This is a genomic window from Synechococcus sp. CBW1107 (assembly GCF_015841355.1).
GTDB lineage: Bacteria > Cyanobacteriota > Cyanobacteriia > PCC-6307 > Cyanobiaceae > Regnicoccus_A.
Map to the genome: position 1 here is coordinate 2,686,493 of NZ_CP064908.1, position 16,184 is coordinate 2,702,676.

14 protein-coding genes are annotated in these 16,184 nt (G+C 68.3%); 11 read left to right on the top strand and 3 right to left on the bottom strand.

The features are described from left to right. Positions 1–56: 56 nt before the first annotated feature. Genes hemJ through I1E95_RS14095 form a run of 3 tightly spaced genes read left to right on the top strand, consistent with a single transcriptional unit; the run spans position 57 to position 1,865 of the window. Positions 57–647 carry a protoporphyrinogen oxidase HemJ gene (gene hemJ, locus I1E95_RS14085; protein ID WP_197163273.1) on the top strand — a complete coding sequence of 197 codons (591 nt, stop codon included), beginning with the start codon at positions 57–59 and terminating at the stop codon, positions 645–647. Continuing rightward, positions 592–1,293, top strand: coding sequence for a PHP domain-containing protein (locus tag I1E95_RS14090; RefSeq protein ID WP_197163275.1), 702 nt, complete (start codon positions 592–594; stop codon positions 1,291–1,293). Before hemJ ends, I1E95_RS14090 begins: the two co-directional genes overlap by 56 nt. Positions 1,294–1,322: 29 nt before the next feature. Next, on the top strand, positions 1,323–1,865 hold the full coding sequence (locus tag I1E95_RS14095) for a hypothetical protein (protein WP_197163277.1): 543 nt from the start codon (positions 1,323–1,325) through the stop codon (positions 1,863–1,865). A 46-nt stretch (positions 1,866–1,911) separates the two neighbouring features. Here I1E95_RS14095 and cobN read toward each other — a convergent pair whose 3' ends face one another. After that, complete coding sequence (cobN, locus tag I1E95_RS14100; protein WP_197163278.1) at positions 1,912–5,637, bottom strand: cobaltochelatase subunit CobN; 3,726 nt, start codon at positions 5,635–5,637, stop codon at positions 1,912–1,914. A gap of 89 nt (positions 5,638–5,726) precedes the next feature. Here cobN and I1E95_RS14105 point away from each other — a divergent pair, with 89 nt between their 5' ends. The 3 genes from I1E95_RS14105 to I1E95_RS14115 all read left to right on the top strand — a co-directional run bounded on the left by I1E95_RS14105 (position 5,727) and on the right by I1E95_RS14115 (position 10,690). Then, positions 5,727–6,644, top strand: a complete 918-nt coding sequence (locus tag I1E95_RS14105) for a branched-chain amino acid transaminase (protein WP_197163280.1) — start codon at positions 5,727–5,729, stop codon at positions 6,642–6,644. A gap of 31 nt (positions 6,645–6,675) precedes the next feature. Continuing rightward, positions 6,676–10,341: a methionine synthase gene (metH, locus tag I1E95_RS14110; protein WP_197163282.1), complete on the top strand. Its 3,666-nt coding sequence runs from the start codon at positions 6,676–6,678 to the stop codon at positions 10,339–10,341. 76 nt (positions 10,342–10,417) lie between these two features. Then, complete coding sequence (locus I1E95_RS14115; RefSeq protein WP_197163284.1) at positions 10,418–10,690, top strand: DUF4090 family protein; 273 nt, start codon at positions 10,418–10,420, stop codon at positions 10,688–10,690. 23 nt (positions 10,691–10,713) lie between these two features. On the opposite strand, the gene I1E95_RS14120 is transcribed toward I1E95_RS14115, so the two are convergent. Further along, positions 10,714–10,935: a hypothetical protein gene (locus I1E95_RS14120; RefSeq protein WP_197167541.1), complete on the bottom strand. Its 222-nt coding sequence runs from the start codon at positions 10,933–10,935 to the stop codon at positions 10,714–10,716. A gap of 238 nt (positions 10,936–11,173) precedes the next feature. Between I1E95_RS14120 and I1E95_RS14125 the strand changes: the two genes are divergently transcribed. Continuing rightward, the gene (locus tag I1E95_RS14125; RefSeq protein ID WP_322782673.1) at positions 11,174–11,497 is read left to right on the top strand and encodes a DUF2237 domain-containing protein; all 324 of its coding nucleotides are present in this window, start codon (positions 11,174–11,176) and stop codon (positions 11,495–11,497) included. Positions 11,498–11,515: 18 nt separating this feature from the next. Here the strand turns inward: I1E95_RS14125 and I1E95_RS14130 are convergent, their stop codons facing one another. Next, entirely contained in the window at positions 11,516–12,301 is a 786-nt protein-coding gene (locus I1E95_RS14130; protein ID WP_197163286.1) for an SDR family NAD(P)-dependent oxidoreductase, read from the bottom strand. A 37-nt stretch (positions 12,302–12,338) separates the two neighbouring features. Here I1E95_RS14130 and I1E95_RS14135 point away from each other — a divergent pair, with 37 nt between their 5' ends. Genes I1E95_RS14135 through I1E95_RS14150 form a run of 4 tightly spaced genes read left to right on the top strand, consistent with a single transcriptional unit; the run spans position 12,339 to position 15,979 of the window. After that, positions 12,339–13,256 carry an NAD(P)H-dependent glycerol-3-phosphate dehydrogenase gene (locus I1E95_RS14135; RefSeq protein WP_197163288.1) on the top strand — a complete coding sequence of 306 codons (918 nt, stop codon included), beginning with the start codon at positions 12,339–12,341 and terminating at the stop codon, positions 13,254–13,256. Then, complete coding sequence (locus I1E95_RS14140; RefSeq protein ID WP_197163290.1) at positions 13,253–14,182, top strand: PhzF family phenazine biosynthesis protein; 930 nt, start codon at positions 13,253–13,255, stop codon at positions 14,180–14,182. The genes I1E95_RS14135 and I1E95_RS14140 overlap by 4 nt, the downstream gene beginning before the upstream one ends. 32 nt (positions 14,183–14,214) lie before the next feature. Next, entirely contained in the window at positions 14,215–15,162 is a 948-nt protein-coding gene (locus I1E95_RS14145; protein WP_231594654.1) for a SpoIID/LytB domain-containing protein, read from the top strand. After that, the gene (locus tag I1E95_RS14150) at positions 15,149–15,979 is read left to right on the top strand and encodes an ATP adenylyltransferase (protein WP_197163292.1); all 831 of its coding nucleotides are present in this window, start codon (positions 15,149–15,151) and stop codon (positions 15,977–15,979) included. Before I1E95_RS14145 ends, I1E95_RS14150 begins: the two co-directional genes overlap by 14 nt. The last annotated feature ends 205 nt before the right edge of the window (positions 15,980–16,184 follow it).

Below are 16,184 nucleotides of genomic sequence, written 5' to 3' on the forward strand. Positions count from 1 at the left end.
CACCAGCACGGATGGGCAGCTCCCCTAGTTTGAACACCCTTCCCCCCCCTCTCCCGATGACGCTGCCGGCCCTGCCAGCGGAGGCCTATCTCTGGTTCAAGACCCTGCACATCGTCGGGGTCGTGGTGTGGTTCGCCGGGCTGTTCTACCTCGTGCGCCTGTTCATTTATCACGTGGAAGCCGAGGCGCTGGAGGAGCCCCTGCGCGGGGCCTTCAAGCAGCAGTACAGCCTGATGGAGCGGCGTCTGGCCAACATCATCACCACCCCGGGGATGGTGGTGGCCGTGGCCATGGCGGTGGGGTTGCTGGTCGCCCAGCCCATCTGGCTGAAGCAGGGCTGGATGCACGCCAAGCTGGCGGTGGTGGTGGCTCTGATGGCCTACCACTGGTTCTGCTATCGCCTGATGGGCCAGCTGCGGGAGGGGCGCTGCCGCTGGAGCGGTCGGCAGCTGCGGGCCCTCAATGAACTCCCCACGCTGATGCTGGTGCTGGTGGTGATGCTGGTGGTGTTCAAGGGGCAGTTCCCCACGGGTGCGGCCACCTGGTTCCTGGTGGCCCTGGTGGTGGCCATGGCCGGCTCGATTCAGTTCTATGCCCGCTGGCGCCGCCTTCGCCTGGAGCAGGAGGCCCTTGCCGGTGGCGCCTGATGGACATCCGCTGGTGCCGGTGTTGCAGGGGGTGCAGCCCTCCTGTTGCCCCGGGCGGCTCAACTTCCACTGTCACACCACCTGCAGTGACGGCAGCCTCAGGCCGGAGTGGCTGGCTGACCAGGCGGTCGACCGGGGCCTCGAGCACCTTGCCGTGACCGACCACCACAGCACCGCTGCCCTCGAGCCGCTGCAGCGTCGGCTGGCGCAGTATCGGGAGCGCGGTCGGACGGTGCCCAACCTCTGGAGCGGTGTCGAGATCAGCTGCCTGCTGGAGGGATGCCTGGTCCATGTGCTCGGGCTCGGATTCGACCCGGGCCATGCCGCCCTGGCTCCCTACCTCGAGGGCAGTGCGGTGGTGGGCCCGGCGCTACGGGCCGGGGCCGTGCGCCGCGCGATCCATGCCGCGGGCGGACTGGCCCTGCTGGCCCACCCCGCCCGCTACCGCCTTCCCCATCACCTCCTGATCTCGGCGGCGGCGGACCTGGGATTCGATGGAGCCGAGGCCTACTACGACTACGAGCAACGGGAGTCCTGGCGCCCCTCGCCGCTGGTGTGCGACGCGATCGCGGCCCAGCTCGATCGGCTGGGGTTGCTGACGAGTTGCGGTACAGATACCCATGGGCTGGGCCTTGGCGGCCGCTAGGCTCATTATCAGGTTTCCGTTCCCTGACCATGGGTCTGTTCGATCGTCTGCTCGGCAACCGCTCCGAAGGAGCCTTCTCCTCCAAAGCCGCCAAGGACAAACCGGCGAAGGCCAAGCAGGACGAAAGCTTCTACCTCGATGCAGACACCTCCAGCAGCCTGGGCGACGTGAAGTTCATGCGGCGTTCGAACACGATCCGCCACACCTTCCCGGGCAGCGCCGACAATCCCGGAAACAAGGAAATGATCCAGGAAGTGGATTCGATGGCGGCCCGCCTCGCCAAGGCCAGCACGGGCATCCCCGGCACCGAGGTGAAGGCCGCCAGCACCGGTCTCGGCGGCGGAGTGCCCAAGCCGGTGAAGAAGACCTTTGCCGAGAAAATGAGCTCGGCTGAGCTGAGCAATCGGCTCAGGGGTGCTGCCGTGGGCGGTGTGAACTCCGCTGGCGGTGCCGCCGCCGGCCGCAAGCCCGACGGCGGCACCGCCGAGGGACAGCCGGGCATCAGCCTCAAGCAGGCCAAGCCCGGCACCATCGATCCGTTCAAGGACATGGCCAAGGAGATCAACTCCTGATCGAACCTCGAATCCCGAGTTCCTGAGCACTCAGGGTTCTGAGACCTCAGCCCTCCACCAGGCTCTCACTGCTGAGCACCAGCTGCCTGAGATGTTCCAGCTGCTCGGGGCTGGCCCCTTCCCACAGGCGACGGTTGTGGGCCTCCAGCAAGCGTTCGGCCATGTCACGCAGGGCCCAGGGATTGGCCTGGCGCAGGAACTGCAGCAGGCTGTCATCTCCCAGCCAGGTGTCACAGATGGCGCCATAGCTCCAGTCCGGCACCCGGCCGGTGCTGGCGTCGTAGGCGAAGAGGTAATCGAGGCTGGCGGCCAGCTCGAACCCCCCCTTGTACCCATGGGCGCGCATCCCCTCGATCCAGCGGGGATTGAGCACCCGCGAGCGCAGCACCTTGTCGAGTTCCCGCTCCAGCCGATGCAGGCGCGGCCGCTGGTGGCGGGAGTGATCGCCGAACCAGAGGGCCGGAGCCGAGCCCCGCACGCGCTCCGTGGCGGCACTCAGACCTCCCTGGAACTGGTAGTAATCGTCGGAATCGAGCAGGTCATGTTCCCGGTTGTCCTGGTTGTGGAGCACCACCTGAACCTGGCGCAGTCGCTGCTCCAGGCCGCTGCGGTCGGCGATCGCCTCTCCGCTGCCCTCGTAGCGCCAGCCGCTCCAGTTGAGGTAGGCCTCACCCAGGTCGCTGCGCTCCTCCCACTGGCCGCTGTCGATCAGGCCCTGCAGTCCAGCCCCGTAGGCTCCTGGCGCTGAGCCGTACACCCTGGCGCAGTGACCTTCGCGGATCAGCGCCGCCGCCAGGGGATTGTCGGATTCCGCCTCGTTCAGGGCCGCCACCAGGGCCGTGGCCCGGTTGATCCAGCCCACCAGCTGGGGGAAGGCATCCCGGAAGAGGCCGGAGATGCGCAGGGTCACATCCACCCGCGGGCGCCCCAGCAGCGCCAGCGGGATCACCTCCAGGTCCACCATCCGCCGGGTGGGGCCGTCCCAGACCGGTCGCACCCCCATCAGGGCCAGGGCCTGGGCGACGTCCTCACCGCCGTTGCGCATCGTTGCCGTGCCCCAGACCGACAGGGCCAGCTGGCGCAGGTCGTCGCCCTCCTCCTGCAGGTGCAGCTCCAGCAAGAGCTCGGCGCTGCGCCGGCCCAGGTCCCAGGCCGCTTCGCTGGGGAGTCCGCGCAGATCGACGCTGTAGAAGTTGCGCCCGGTGGGGAGCAGGTCGGGCCGTCCGCGGGTGGGGGCACCGGAGGGACCGGCGGCAATCCGCTCCCCCGCCACCCCGGCCAGAAAGGCCTCCCGTTCCGCCTCGCCGCAGCGCAGCAGCCGAGGGATCAGATCGCCGCTCACCCGCTCCAGCACCGAGCGGGTGATGGTGCCGCAGGGAGGGGCCTCGGTCAGGGGCTCCAGCAGGGGGCGCAGCAGCTGCAGCGCCCGCTCCTCCAGCAGGGCGACGCCATCCCCGATCCGCCGGCAGGCCTGGGCCGAGTCCGCCGCTGTGAGGCCGGGCGTGGGTCTGCCGGGAGACAGCGCTGTCAGCAACAGCTGACGGTCGCGTGGATCCAGGTGGTCCTCCTCCGGATCGGCCCAGGGGTCGAGTGCCAGCCCGAGATCCCTCGCCAGGGCCTGGGTCAGTCCGGGTCCCTCGGCCAGGGGCGGGCGCGCCAGGCAGAGCAGCAGCTCCAGCAGCGGTTCCGGGCCGGGCAGGTGGCCGTAGGTGTGCAGACCCGTACGGATCTGGGCTTCCTTGAGCTCACAGAGGTAGCCGTCGGCGCGATCGATGCGGCCTTCCAGGTCGCTGGCCTCCAGCGGCAGCTCGAGAGCCTCGAGGGTCTCGGCCAGGCGCTGGCGCAGGGGTTCCACCCGTCCGCTGCCCAGTTGGCAGGCCTCCCAGTATTCATCCAGCAGGGCCTCGAGGGTCTGGAGCGGTCCGTGCAGTCCCGCCCTCCCGAGGGGTGGGGTGAGGTGGTCGAGGATCACGGCCTGGGCGCGGCGCTTGGCCTGGGAGCCTTCGCCGGGATCGTTGACGATGAAGGGATAGAGGTGGGGCATCGGCCCCAGGGCCCATTCGGGAAAGCACCGGTTCGAGAGACCCAGTCCCTTGCCGGGCAGCCATTCCAGGTTGCCGTGCTTGCCGACGTGCACCACCAGCTGGGATCCCTCCACCTCCCGAAGCCACAGGTACTGGGCCAGGTAGGCGTGGGTGGGGGGCAGGTCGGGGCTGTGGTAGCTGAGGCTCGGATCGCGGTCGTAGCCCCGCTCCGGCTGGATCAGCACGTGGATGTGGCCGAAGCGCAGACCCCGGATCGGGAAACCGTCTCCACTGGCGGTGCGCTCCAGTCCGCTGTCCTGATCGGGTGAACCCCAGCGCCGCTCGATCAGCTGCCGCCCCTCCTGCGGCAGGCCGGCGTACCAGCGCTGGTAGACGGCCAGGGGGAGGTGATCGAGCGGCGCACGGTGGCCGCTTTCGGCGTCATTGCTGCGGCCGGTCAGCAACCGGCGGATCAGCTCCTGGCCATCCGGCGGCAGTGCCTCCGACTCTCCGAGGTCGTAGCCGGCGGCGGTCAGCCAGTGCAGCATCGCCGCCGCACTCGCCGGGGTATCGAGGCCCACGCCATTGGCCAGGCGGCTGTTGCGGGTGGGGTAGTTGGCGAGCACCAGCGACAGGCGCCGCTGGGCCGGGGGAGTGCCGCGCAGGTTCACCCAGGCCTCCACCAGCTGGGCGATCCAGTCGAGACGCTCCAGATCCGGCTCGTAGCGGTGCAGGGCTGTCGTGAGCCGTTCATCGGCGCAGCCCGCCGCTTCCTTGAAGGCCCCCACGCGGGTGGTGAGGCGACCATCCAGCTCCGGCAGCGCCACCTGAAGACTCAGATCCAGGGGGCCCAGCCCGATGCTGCTGGTCTGCCAGCGACGGCGGCCGGCGCTGCTGCAGAGCAGTTGCAGCACCGGCACGTTCAGGGCTTCCCAGAGTGGGGCGCCCAGCCCCGCCTCCTCGAACTGCACGGAGGCAAAGGACGTGGTGCAGAGCACCGCCTGAACCTCTTCACGCCCCAGCAGGTCGGCCACGCCCCGTTGCACCCCGGCCTCGCGCAGGCCGCTCACCCACAGGGCCCTGGGACAGAGGCCGCGCTGGCGCAGGGCCGCCAGGGTGGCCTCCGCCAGACCGGTGTCGCCTGCTTGTTGCAGGGCGCGGTAGAGCACCAGACCGACCCGGGGTCCGGGATCCGCCCGCCAGTCGTGGGGGGCAGGATCGGGCAGCGGTTCCGCCTGGGGCGGATCGGGCTGCTCCCCCGCCAGCAGGGCCACGAGGCTGAGGAGCACCCGGCGCAGGTTGGTGCGCCCCCCCTCCCGCAGGCAGCGGCCGATCGCCAGGGCCAGGTCCGGCGCCACGGTGCCCAGACCCGCCAGGTCGCTCTCTTCTTCGCTGGTGCCGGCCACCACCACGAGCTGGCGGCCAGGGCCCTCGGCCCAGCGGCGCAGACGCTCCAGGCCATAGCTCCAGTGGCCACGGCCCCCCAGCAGCCGCACCAGCACCAGCTGGGTGTCGTCCAGGCTGCTGGCCAGATAGTGGTCGATCACGGCCGGATGATCCAGGGCCGCGAGGTTGAGAGCGCGCACCTCCTGCCTGAGCAGCGCCGGTTCGTCACGCAGCAGGCCCGCGAGGGAGCTGAGGTCGGTGTCGGCGCTGCTCAGCAGCAACAGGGGCGCTGAAGCCTGCTCCACATAGAGGGGACCATCCGTGTCGCCGGTGGCGCCGGGAACTGCCGCAAGCCGATGCATCGGCCCATCTTGGGTCTTGACGGTGAGAAGATCGTGGCCCGATCACGGTGCGGTGCCGCCCGCTCCACACCCTTTCCAAGCGACCCTGCATGCAGAAGTTTCTTCCCTACGCCTGGTTCCAGGGCGGTTGTGTTCCGTTCGCGGAGGCCACCCTGTCGGTCGCCACCCATGCCCTCCACTACGGCACCGGAGCTTTCGGCGGGATGCGGGCCCTGCCCAATCCCAGTGATCCGGGCGAAATCCTTCTGTTCCGTGCCGACCGCCATGCCCGCCGGCTCAGCCAGAGCGCCCGGCTTCTGCTGGCGGAGCTGGAGGAGAGCACCATCCTCACGGCGATCGATGCCTTTCTGCAGGCCAATCGCCCCACCACGCCGATCTACCTGCGACCGTTCGTTTACACCAGCGACCTCGGCATCGCGCCCCGGCTGCACGACATCGAGACCGACTTTCTGATCTACGGCATCGAACTGGGGGATTACCTCTCCCCCGACGGAGTCAGCTGCCGCGTCAGCAGCTGGACCCGTCAGGAGGACCGCTCCCTGCCCCTGCGCGGCAAGATCAGCGGCGCCTACATCACCAGCTCCCTGGCCAAGACCGAAGCGGTGAAGAGCGGCTTCGACGAGGCGCTCCTGCTCAACAGCCGCGGCAAGGTCAGCGAGGCCAGCGGCATGAACCTGTTCATCGTGCGCGATGGCGTGCTGATCACCCCCGGGGTCGACCAGGACATCCTCGAGGGCATCACCCGGGCCAGCATCCTGGAGCTGGCCCGGGATCTCGACATCCCGGTGATCGAGCGCGCTGTGGACAAGACCGAGCTGTTCGTGGCCGACGAGGTCTTCCTCAGCGGCACTGCGGCGCGGGTGACCCCTGTGCGGCGTGTGGAGACCACCGATCTGCCCACGCAGCGCCCCGTGATGGAGCTGCTGCGGGAGCGGCTCACCCAGATCACCGTGGGCAACGACCCCAGCTACGACCACTGGGTCACCCGCATCCGACTGCGCGACTGATTTCTAGAGTGATCGCTGGCACGGTCACGCGATGACGGCACTGGTTGGCGGGACGGCGGAGGCAAGGACAGGGACCCGCAGGATCGGGTTCCTGGAGCATCTGCATGGCCCCGGCCGGCCCGTGGTCGTGTTCGACGGCGCCACAGGCACATCGCTGCAGCAGATGGATCTGAGCGCCGAGGATTTCGGTGGCGCCGCGCTTGAGGGCTGCAACGAGAATCTGGTCTTCACCCGTCCCGACGCCGTGCAGGCCGTGCACCGTCAGTTCCTCGAGGCGGGCTGCGATGTGATCGAAACCGACACGTTCGGGGCGGCCTCGATCGTGCTGGCGGAATACGGGCTGGAGGATCAGGCTCTGGCCCTCAACAAGCGGGCCGCTGAGCTGGCCCGTGAGATGGCCGATCGCTACAGCACCCCCGCCAAGCCCAGGTTCGTGGCGGGCTCCATGGGCCCCACCACCAAGCTGCCGACCCTCGGCCACATCGACTTCGACACGATGAAGGCCTCCTTCCGCGAGCAGGCGGCGGGGCTGCTGGCCGGGGATGTCGATCTGTTCATCGTCGAGACCTGCCAGGACGTGCTGCAGATCAAGGCGGCGCTCCAGGGCCTTGAGGAGGCCTTTGAGGCTGCAGGCCAGCGCCGGCCCCTGATGGTCTCGGTCACGATGGAGACCACCGGCACGATGCTGGTGGGCTCCGATATCGCCGCCGTCGTCTCCATCCTGGAGCCCTTTCCGATCGACGTGCTCGGCCTGAACTGCGCCACCGGTCCGGAGCAGATGAAGGCTCATATCCGCTACCTGAGCGAGCACAGTCCGTTCGTGATCAGCTGCATTCCCAATGCCGGACTTCCCGAGAATGTGGGCGGTGTGGCCCACTACCGGCTCACGCCTCTCGAGCTGCGCATGCAGCTGCTCCACTTCGTCGAGGATCTGGGCGTGCAGGTGATCGGTGGCTGCTGCGGCACCACCCCCAGCCACATCGCGGCTCTGGCCGAGCTGGCGGCAGACCTGAAGCCCAGACCCCGCCCCGTGCGCCTGCCGGAGCAACGGCTGCAGAGGCCCGCCCTGCAGTGGGAGCCGGCGGCGGCCTCGATCTACGGGATCACGCCCTACCACCAGGACAATTCCTTCCTGATCATCGGCGAGCGGCTCAATGCCAGCGGCTCCAGAAAGGTGCGCGATCTGCTCAACGCCGAGGACTGGGACGGGCTGGTGGCCCTGGCCCGCGGCCAGATCAAGGAAAACGCCCATGTGCTGGATGTCAACGTCGACTTTGTCGGCCGCGACGGCGAGAAAGACATGCATGACCTGGTCAGTCGCCTGGTCACCAATGTGAATCTGCCACTGATGCTGGATTCAACGGAGTGGCAGAAAATGGAGGCCGGGCTGAAAGTGGCCGGCGGCAAGTGCATCCTCAACTCCACCAACTATGAAGACGGTGACGAGCGCTTCTTCAAGGTGCTGGAGCTGGCCCGCCGCTATGGCGCCGGTGTGGTGGTGGGCACGATCGATGAGCAGGGCATGGCGCGCACAGCCGAGCGCAAGTTCGCCATTGCCCAGCGGGCCTACCGCGACGCTTTGGAGTATGGAATCCCGGCCCATGAGATCTTCTATGACCCCCTCGCCCTGCCCATCTCCACAGGCATTGAGGAGGACCGCCGCAATGCCGCCGCCACGATCGAGGCCATCCGTCTGATTCGTCAGAATCTTCCCGGCGTTCATGTGGTGCTGGGGGTGAGCAATGTGAGCTTCGGGCTCTCTCCTGCTGCAAGGATCGTGCTCAATTCCGTCTTTCTGCACGAGTGCTGCGAGGCCGGTCTGGATGCCGCCATCGTCAGCCCCGCCAAGATTCTTCCCCTCGCCAGGATCACCGAGGAGCATCAACAGGTCTGCCGTGATCTGATCAACGACAGCCGCCGTTTCGAATCGGAGGAGCAGGGGGCGATCTGCACCTACGACCCCCTCACCGTTCTGACCGGACTCTTCGAGGGGGTGAGTGCGAAAGAGGCGAGGGCATCGGGTCCGAGCCTGGCTGATCTTCCTGTGGAGGAGCGGCTGCGTCAGCACATCATCGATGGCGAGCGCATCGGACTGGAGCCCGCCCTTCAGGAGGCCATGGCCAGCCACCCGCCGCTGCAGATCATCAACACCTTTCTGCTCGATGGCATGAAGGTGGTCGGGGAGCTGTTCGGCTCCGGTCAGATGCAACTCCCGTTCGTGCTGCAGAGCGCTGAAACGATGAAAGCGGCCGTGGCTTTTCTTGAGCCCTACATGGAGAAGGTCGACGGGGTGAGCAGCGCCAAGGCCAAGTTTCTGATCGCCACCGTCAAGGGTGACGTGCACGACATCGGCAAGAACCTCGTCGACATCATTCTGACCAACAATGGTTATGAGGTGATCAATCTTGGCATCAAGCAGGGGGTGGAAGCCATCATCGAAGCCCAGCATCTTCACCAGGCCGATTGCATCGCCATGAGTGGATTGCTGGTGAAATCTACCGCCTTCATGAAGGATAACCTGCAGGCTTTCAATGAAGCGGGCATCACCGTTCCAGTGATCCTTGGGGGGGCGGCTCTGACACCGCGTTTCGTCCAGAAGGATTGTCGCTCTGTTTACAACGGTCAGGTGATCTATGGCCGCGATGCCTTTGCCGATCTGCGCTTCATGGATGCGTTCACGGAAGCGCGAAAGGGCGGCCAGTGGGATGACCGTCTCGGATTCCTGGCCGGCGCCCCCGCGGGCCTGGGCCTGGATACCGACCCCGGGCCAGCCGCTGAGCCCGACGCTGCCGCCGCCGAGGTGGTGAGCGCGGTCGATCAAGCCTCACCAGCGACAGCCAGCGCGCCCGAGCCCAGCAGCCATCGCTCCGAGGCGGTGCCCGAGGAGCCTGCCGTGGTCCCCCCCTTCCTGGGCAGTCGTCTGATCCGGGACGCCGAGATTCCTCTCGATGAGGTGTTCGCCTATCTCGATCGCAATGCCCTGTTCGCCGGCCAGTGGCAGCTGCGCAAGAGCCAGGAGCAGAGCCGTGAGGCCTACGAGGCGATGCTGGCCGAGAAGGCCGAACCGGTGCTGCAGGCCTGGATCGAGCGCTGCCGTCAGGAGCACCTGCTCACCCCCAGGGTCGCCTACGGCTATTTCCCCTGCGGCCGCGAGGGCAATGCACTGGTGGTGTTTGATCCCGATGGCCAGCAGCGGGCGCTCGGACGCTTCGAACTGCCGCGCCAGCGGGGCGGCAACCGCTACTGCGTCGCCGATTTCTTCCGCGATCTCAGCGATGGCGGGCCCAGTGATGTGCTGCCGATGCAGGCGGTGACCATGGGAGAGCGGGCCAGTGCCTATGCCCGGGAGCTGTTCGCCGCTGACCGCTACACCGACTACCTCTACTTCCATGGCCTTGGCGTGCAGATGGCCGAGGCGCTGGCGGAGTGGACCCATGCCCGCATCCGCCGGGAGCTGGGCTTCGCGGCGGAGGAACCGTCGGCTCTGCGCGATGTGCTCGCCCAGCGGTACCGCGGCAGCCGCTACTCCTTCGGCTATCCGGCCTGCCCCAATGTGGCCGATTCCCGCCAGCAGCTGGCCTGGCTCGATGCCGGCCGCATCGGCCTGACCATGGATGAAAGCGATCAGCTCGAGCCCGAGCAGAGCACCACCGCCCTGGTGGCGGTTCACAGCCGGGCCCGCTATTTCAGCGCCTGAGGCCGATCACGGCGGGGCCGTCGGGTCCGCTCAGCGGGGGCGGTGGCAGGCTGGGTCGTTGTTTCCCTGATCTGCCATGGCGATCGCCGGTCCTGATGGTGTCGATGCGGCGATCGCCGCCGGAGTCGATCTCGATGGGAGCCCCATCCCTGCCGAAATGCTCAGCCTCTACAACGAGGTGATGGCCCTGGAAGCCCAGCGGGCCCGCAGCGGCGTGCGCAAGTCGATGCGCAACCGCGTGGTCAAGACCGGCTCCAAGCATCTCGATCAGGCCACTCTCGATGCCCGTCTCAGGGCTGCCGGCTGGGACGGCCTCAAGGCCAAGGAGATCGACTTCTTCTACAGCTGAGTCTTGCCTTGCACGTCTGAGTCTCAGAGCGATTCCAGGGTGTCGATCACCTCCTGCTGGAAGGCCTCGAGGTCGGTGGAATCGCTCAGATCAAACCCCTCTCCAGCGGCGTTCTGGGTGAGCTCCTGAAAGTGGAAGGCCCCCTCCCCATGGGCGAGAAATTCCATGGCGGAGGTTTCACCGCTTTCCTTGAAGGCGTCGTACAGGGCCATGAAGGCAGCGTCTTCGGCGAAATCCCAGCTCATGAAGGTGTTGAAGGCAAGGCGGAAGGGCGGCAGAAGGAGGCCTTCCAGCACCACGGCTCAATGACCTTTAACGCCTGCCCCCCCGAATCCGTCAACCTCCCCGCTGGATTTCGTTCCCGCCGCTGGTCAGACTCGGGTCTCTCTGCAGGGATTTCGCGTGGATCAGTCGACGACACCCCCCAGCCCCACGGCGTTGAATGTGCTGGGTCAACCCCTGGTCGTCTGTGGTTGTGAGCCGATGACCGGCTGGTACCGCGACGGCCACTGCCGCACCGATCCCTCCGACCTTGGCCGCCACACGGTCTGTTGCGTCATCACCGATCTGTTTCTGCGCTACTCCCTCTCCCAGGGCAACGACCTGAGCACCCCCAGGCCCGCCTATGGGTTTCCGGGCCTCAGGGCGGGCGACCTTTGGTGCGTCTGCGCTCCCCGCTGGCTCGAGGCCCACGACGACGGTGTGGCTCCGCCGGTGAGGCTGGAGGCCACCGAGGCCTCCAGCCTGGAGCTGATCCCCCTGGAGCTGCTTCAGGCCTTCGCCCATTCCGCCTCCCCCCAGGCCTGAGGTCACATCAGTCGCGGCTCACCAGGGAATGAGTGTCCCGTCCCAGGCCAGAAAGCGGCCGGAGTGGGCTGGTGTCTGGGCGGCGATCACAGCGAGCAGGTGGTGGGCGGCCCGCTCTGGAGTGAACAGCTGCTCGGCCGGCACCGAGCGGCGGAAGGGTTCCGAGAGCGCCGTGGCGGTGGTGCCCGGATGCAGCAGGCTCACGCAGGCCAGGGGCAGACGCCGCTCCCATTCCAGGGCCAGGCAGCGCAACAACTGGTTCTGGGCGGCCTTGGCGGCTCTGTAGCCGTACCATCCCCCCAGGCGGTTGTCGCCGATGCTGCCCACCCGGGCCGAGAGGCTGGCGAAGTGCAGCGGTTTCTGGCGGGGCAGCAGGGGCTCCAGGGCCCTGGCCAGCAGCACCGGGCCATAGGCATTCACGCTGAACAGGCGCTGCAGCGAGTCCCGTCGCAGCTGCTGCAGTCGTTTCTCCGGCTGCAGCGCGCCGTCGTGGAGCAGACCGGCGGTGTTGATCACCAGCCGCAGGCGCACGTCTTCATCCTGCAGCCGGCTGGTGCAGGCTTCGAGGCTGGAATCGTCCGTGAGATCGAGGTCAAGCACCCGTTCGGGCGGCACCACGCTCCCGGCCGGCCAAGGCCGCCGGCTGGTGGCCCACAGCCTCAGGCCGGGCGCCCGCTGTGCCAGAGCCTCGAGCAGGGCCAGGCCGATCCCGCCGCCGCCCACCACCAGGGCATCCCCCTGCCAGTGCTCAAGCCCCTGGGGCTCCTCAGGGGCTCCAGCTCCCGAGGCTGGGGTCGACGACATGGGCAGGTCCAGAAGGGGAATGGCTCATGATGGCCCGATGGCACTGAGCATCGGCATCTACGGGCAAGGCGCTTGGGGCCGCGCCCTTGGCCAGGTGTTCCAGCAGGGCGGTCACCGGCTCAGGACCTGGTCGCGCCGTGACGGCGGTGAACCTGCCGCGCTGCTGGCGGATCAGGATGTGATCGTCTGCGCCATCGCCATGGCCGGCGTTCCGGAGCTCTCCCAGCGGCTCTCGTCCCACTGGCCCCCGGGGCTGCCGTTGATCAGCTGCACCAAGGGACTGAATCTTCAGCAGCGCCTCACCGCGTCCCAGCTCTGGCAGCGCTCGATCCCGTCGCTGTCCAGCCTGGTGCTCAGTGGACCCAACCTGGCCGGTGAGCTGCAGGGGGGGCTGCCGGCGGCCAGTGTGCTGGCTTCGCTTCACTCGGATCTGGCCCGGTCGCTGCAGCAGGACCTCAGCAGTGATCAACTCCGGCTTTACACCAACACCGATCCGATCGGCACCGAACTCTCCGGTGCCCTCAAGAACGTGATGGCCGTGGCGGCCGGTGTCTGCGATGGCCTGGGCCTCGGAGCCAATGCCAAGGCCTCCCTGCTCACCCGTGGGCTGGCGGAGATGGGCCGCCTCAGCCAGCAGCTGGGCGGCGACCCCGACACGCTCTACGGCCTGGCCGGACTGGGGGATCTGCTGGCCACGGCCAACAGCCGCCTCAGCCGCAACTATCGCTTCGGTCTGCACCTGGCGGAGGGACTCTCCGCCGAGGAGGCGATCCGGGTCATCGGGGCCACGGTGGAGGGCCCATCGACGGCCGTCGCGGCCCTGGCGCTGGGGGAGCAGGGCGGGGCCCGCCTGCCGATCTGCGCTCAGGTGGTCGGTCTGATCGAGGGACGCATCACCCCCTCCGAGGCGGTTCGTGCCCTGATGGAGCGGGATCTGAAACCCGAGGAACGATGAGCGACGGCGCTCTGCCGGCCGTACTGATCACCGCGTTCGCCGAGCGGCCACTCCAGGGCAACGGTGCCGCGGTGGTGGCCCTGGAACGTCCAGCCCCGGCCGACTGGATGCAGGCGGTCGCAGCCCAGCTGCGGCAGTCGGAAACGGCGTTCCTGCTGCCCCTGGAGACCCTCGTGCCTGCTGGTGAAGCCGCGGGCGGCTGGGCCCTGCGCTGGTTCACGCCCAGCTGTGAGGTCCCCCTCTGCGGCCACGCCACCTTGGCCTCCGCCCTGGCCCTTGGCCACTGGGGGCTGCTGGGGCCGGGGAGCTCCACCCGCCTGCACAGCCGCTCAGGGCCACTGCTGGTGAGTCTGAGCACGTCGAGTGGCGACCGCGCCCAGCTGGTCCTCCCCTCGGCGGGTCTCGAGCCTTCGCCCCTGCCCGTTGAGCCGGGTCCGTCGCTGCGGGGAACGCCGCTGCGCAGCTGGCGATCGAACCTGGGCTACTGGGTGGTCCTGATGCCACCGGACCACGACCTGGCCGGTCTTGATGGTGAGGCCCTCGCCGAGGAATTGCCCCCTGAGCTGCGGCGGGGCCTGGTGCTGATGCAGGCCTTGGCGGCCAGCGGCCGCTCCCCCTCGGTGCAGGGGTTGCCGGCTGACTACCAGTTGCGGTTCCTGGCACCGGGCCTCGGCATCCGTGAAGATCCGGTAACGGGATCGGCCCATGCCCTGGTGGCCCCATGGTGGTGTGATCAGCTGGGGCGCGAGCGGGTGGTGGGCTGGCAACCCTCCCCCCAGGGGGGCGGGATGGTGTGCGAACGGCTGTCTTCAGGCATGATCCGCCTGTCGGGTTCGGGTCAACTGCTGTGGGATGGCCGCTTGAGCGCTGGTGTCGACGCTGGAGAAGCCGGGGACTGGAGCTGCTGTCTGCCCGGCCCGGGCTGAACCGTGTTCTGGTCACCGCACCGCTGAGCGTTGTGGCCCTGGGCCTTGGCTTCCTGGCCCAGCAGGCGTTCACCGAGCCTCGCTCCAGCCTCGATGCGAAGGTGATGGAGGCTCTGTTGCCGGCCACCGCTGCCGACGACCCCGACCGTCAGGCCGAGGCCCGGCAGCTGCAGGAGATCCAGGCGCGCCGAGCCGACGCAGCCCTCTCTCCACCCTCCTCCGGGACGGCCGCCGCCGGCGACCTGGCCCTGGCCGAGCCAGCCGCTGGCCGGCCCGTTCCTCTGGAGGCGCGGGTGGCTCTGCTGCGTCAGGCGGGACGGCCCACGCTCTCGGCCATGGGCCCCTGGCAACTGCTCGACGGCGAGGGCCGGGTGCTGCTCCGCGGGGGCGCCGGTGAGTCCGTGGACTGGAGTCGTCAGACCAGCGCTGATCTCTGGCTGGAGAGTGCAGGCGGCCAGGCCTTGCTGGTCAACGGATTGCCCTATGAAGGCCGACTGCGGCTGCTGCGGGAGGGTGGTGGCATCACACCGATCAACCATCTGCCGCTGGAGCGGTACATCGCCTCGGTGGTGGGGGCTGAAATGCCCAGTTCCTGGTCGATGGAGGCGCTCAAGGCCCAGGCGGTGGCCGCGCGCTCCTATGCCCTGGCCCATCTGGCCCGGCCCGCCAACCGCTACTGGCATCTGGGCGACACGACCCGCTGGCAGGCCTACCGGGGACTGGAATCGGTCACGGCCCGGACCCGGGAGGCCACCGAACGCACGAATGGCCTGATCCTGAGCTATCAGGGGGGCATCGTCGAGAGCCTCTACGCCGCCAACTCCCAGATCACCCTGGAGGCCCATGGGCACCTGGGGGCCAGCATGAGCCAGGAGGGTGCCCAGCAACTGGCCAGTCAAGGCATGCGCTACAACCAGATCCTTGGTCACTACTACCAGGGGGCATCCCTGGCGCGGTTGCAGATCGGTGGAGCGAGCTGAGCGCTTCTGGGCCGAAGCTCTCGAGCGCAGCCGTCATGCTCTGGTGAGCGGCAGCCTCGTTCCCCTGGAGACCGAGCTGATCCCCCCCCGGGGCTGGGAACCCTTCCAGCTCCGCCGCCTGCTCTCCGCCACCCCGAAGCACCTGGGGGCCCAGGGGCCGAAGCCCAACCCCTTCCGACCCTGGGATCCGCACCTGCAGGTACGCCTGCTGGGACGCCGTCATCTGCTGCTGCTCAACAAGTACCCCGTTCAGGCAGGCCATGTTCTGCTGATCACCCAGGGCTATGAGCCCCAGTCGGGCTGGCTCGGGGAGGGCGACTGGGCGGCGGTGGCCCGGGTGGATGCCGACACCGGCGGGCTCTGGTTCTTCAACAGCTGTGCCGAGGCCGGGGCCAGCCAGCCCCACCGCCACCTCCAGCTGCTTCCGCGCCATGGAGACGAGGTGGTCTGTCCGCTGGATCAGCTCCTGCGGGCCCAGCTGGCTGGAGAGGACCGGCCCTGGCCCTGGGCCTACAGACTCAGCCCCCGCATGCCCGGCGATGGGGCCGAAGCCCTGTTGTCCACTTACCACGCCCATGCCCAGTCCCTCGGTCTCGGCGAGCCCGCCAGCGACCCCAGGCCCCGCCATCCCTACAACCTGATCTTCACGGATCACTGGTTCCTGACGGTGCGGCGGGTGCGGGAGCACGTGGCGGGCTTCAGCGTGAATGCTCTCGGGTTCACCGGTTACCTGCTGCTCAGCGAGCGCTCGGAGTTGGCCTGGCTGCAGCGTGAGGGGCCCTGGGCCCTGCTGCAGGCGGTGGCGGCGAGGGGCTGAGACCCCAGACCCCAGACCGGACGCTGGCTCGCATCGCCTCCGAGCCGATCAGATCGACTCGGCCCGGGTCGGCTCGCCGCTGATCGGTCGCCGCGAACGTTCCGTGATTTCACGGTTGCCGGACCCTGCCGATGGGTCCGTATCTGGAAAGGGGGCAGCGACCGACCGTCGGCGCTCCCTGATCCGGCTCCCTCTACATCCACCT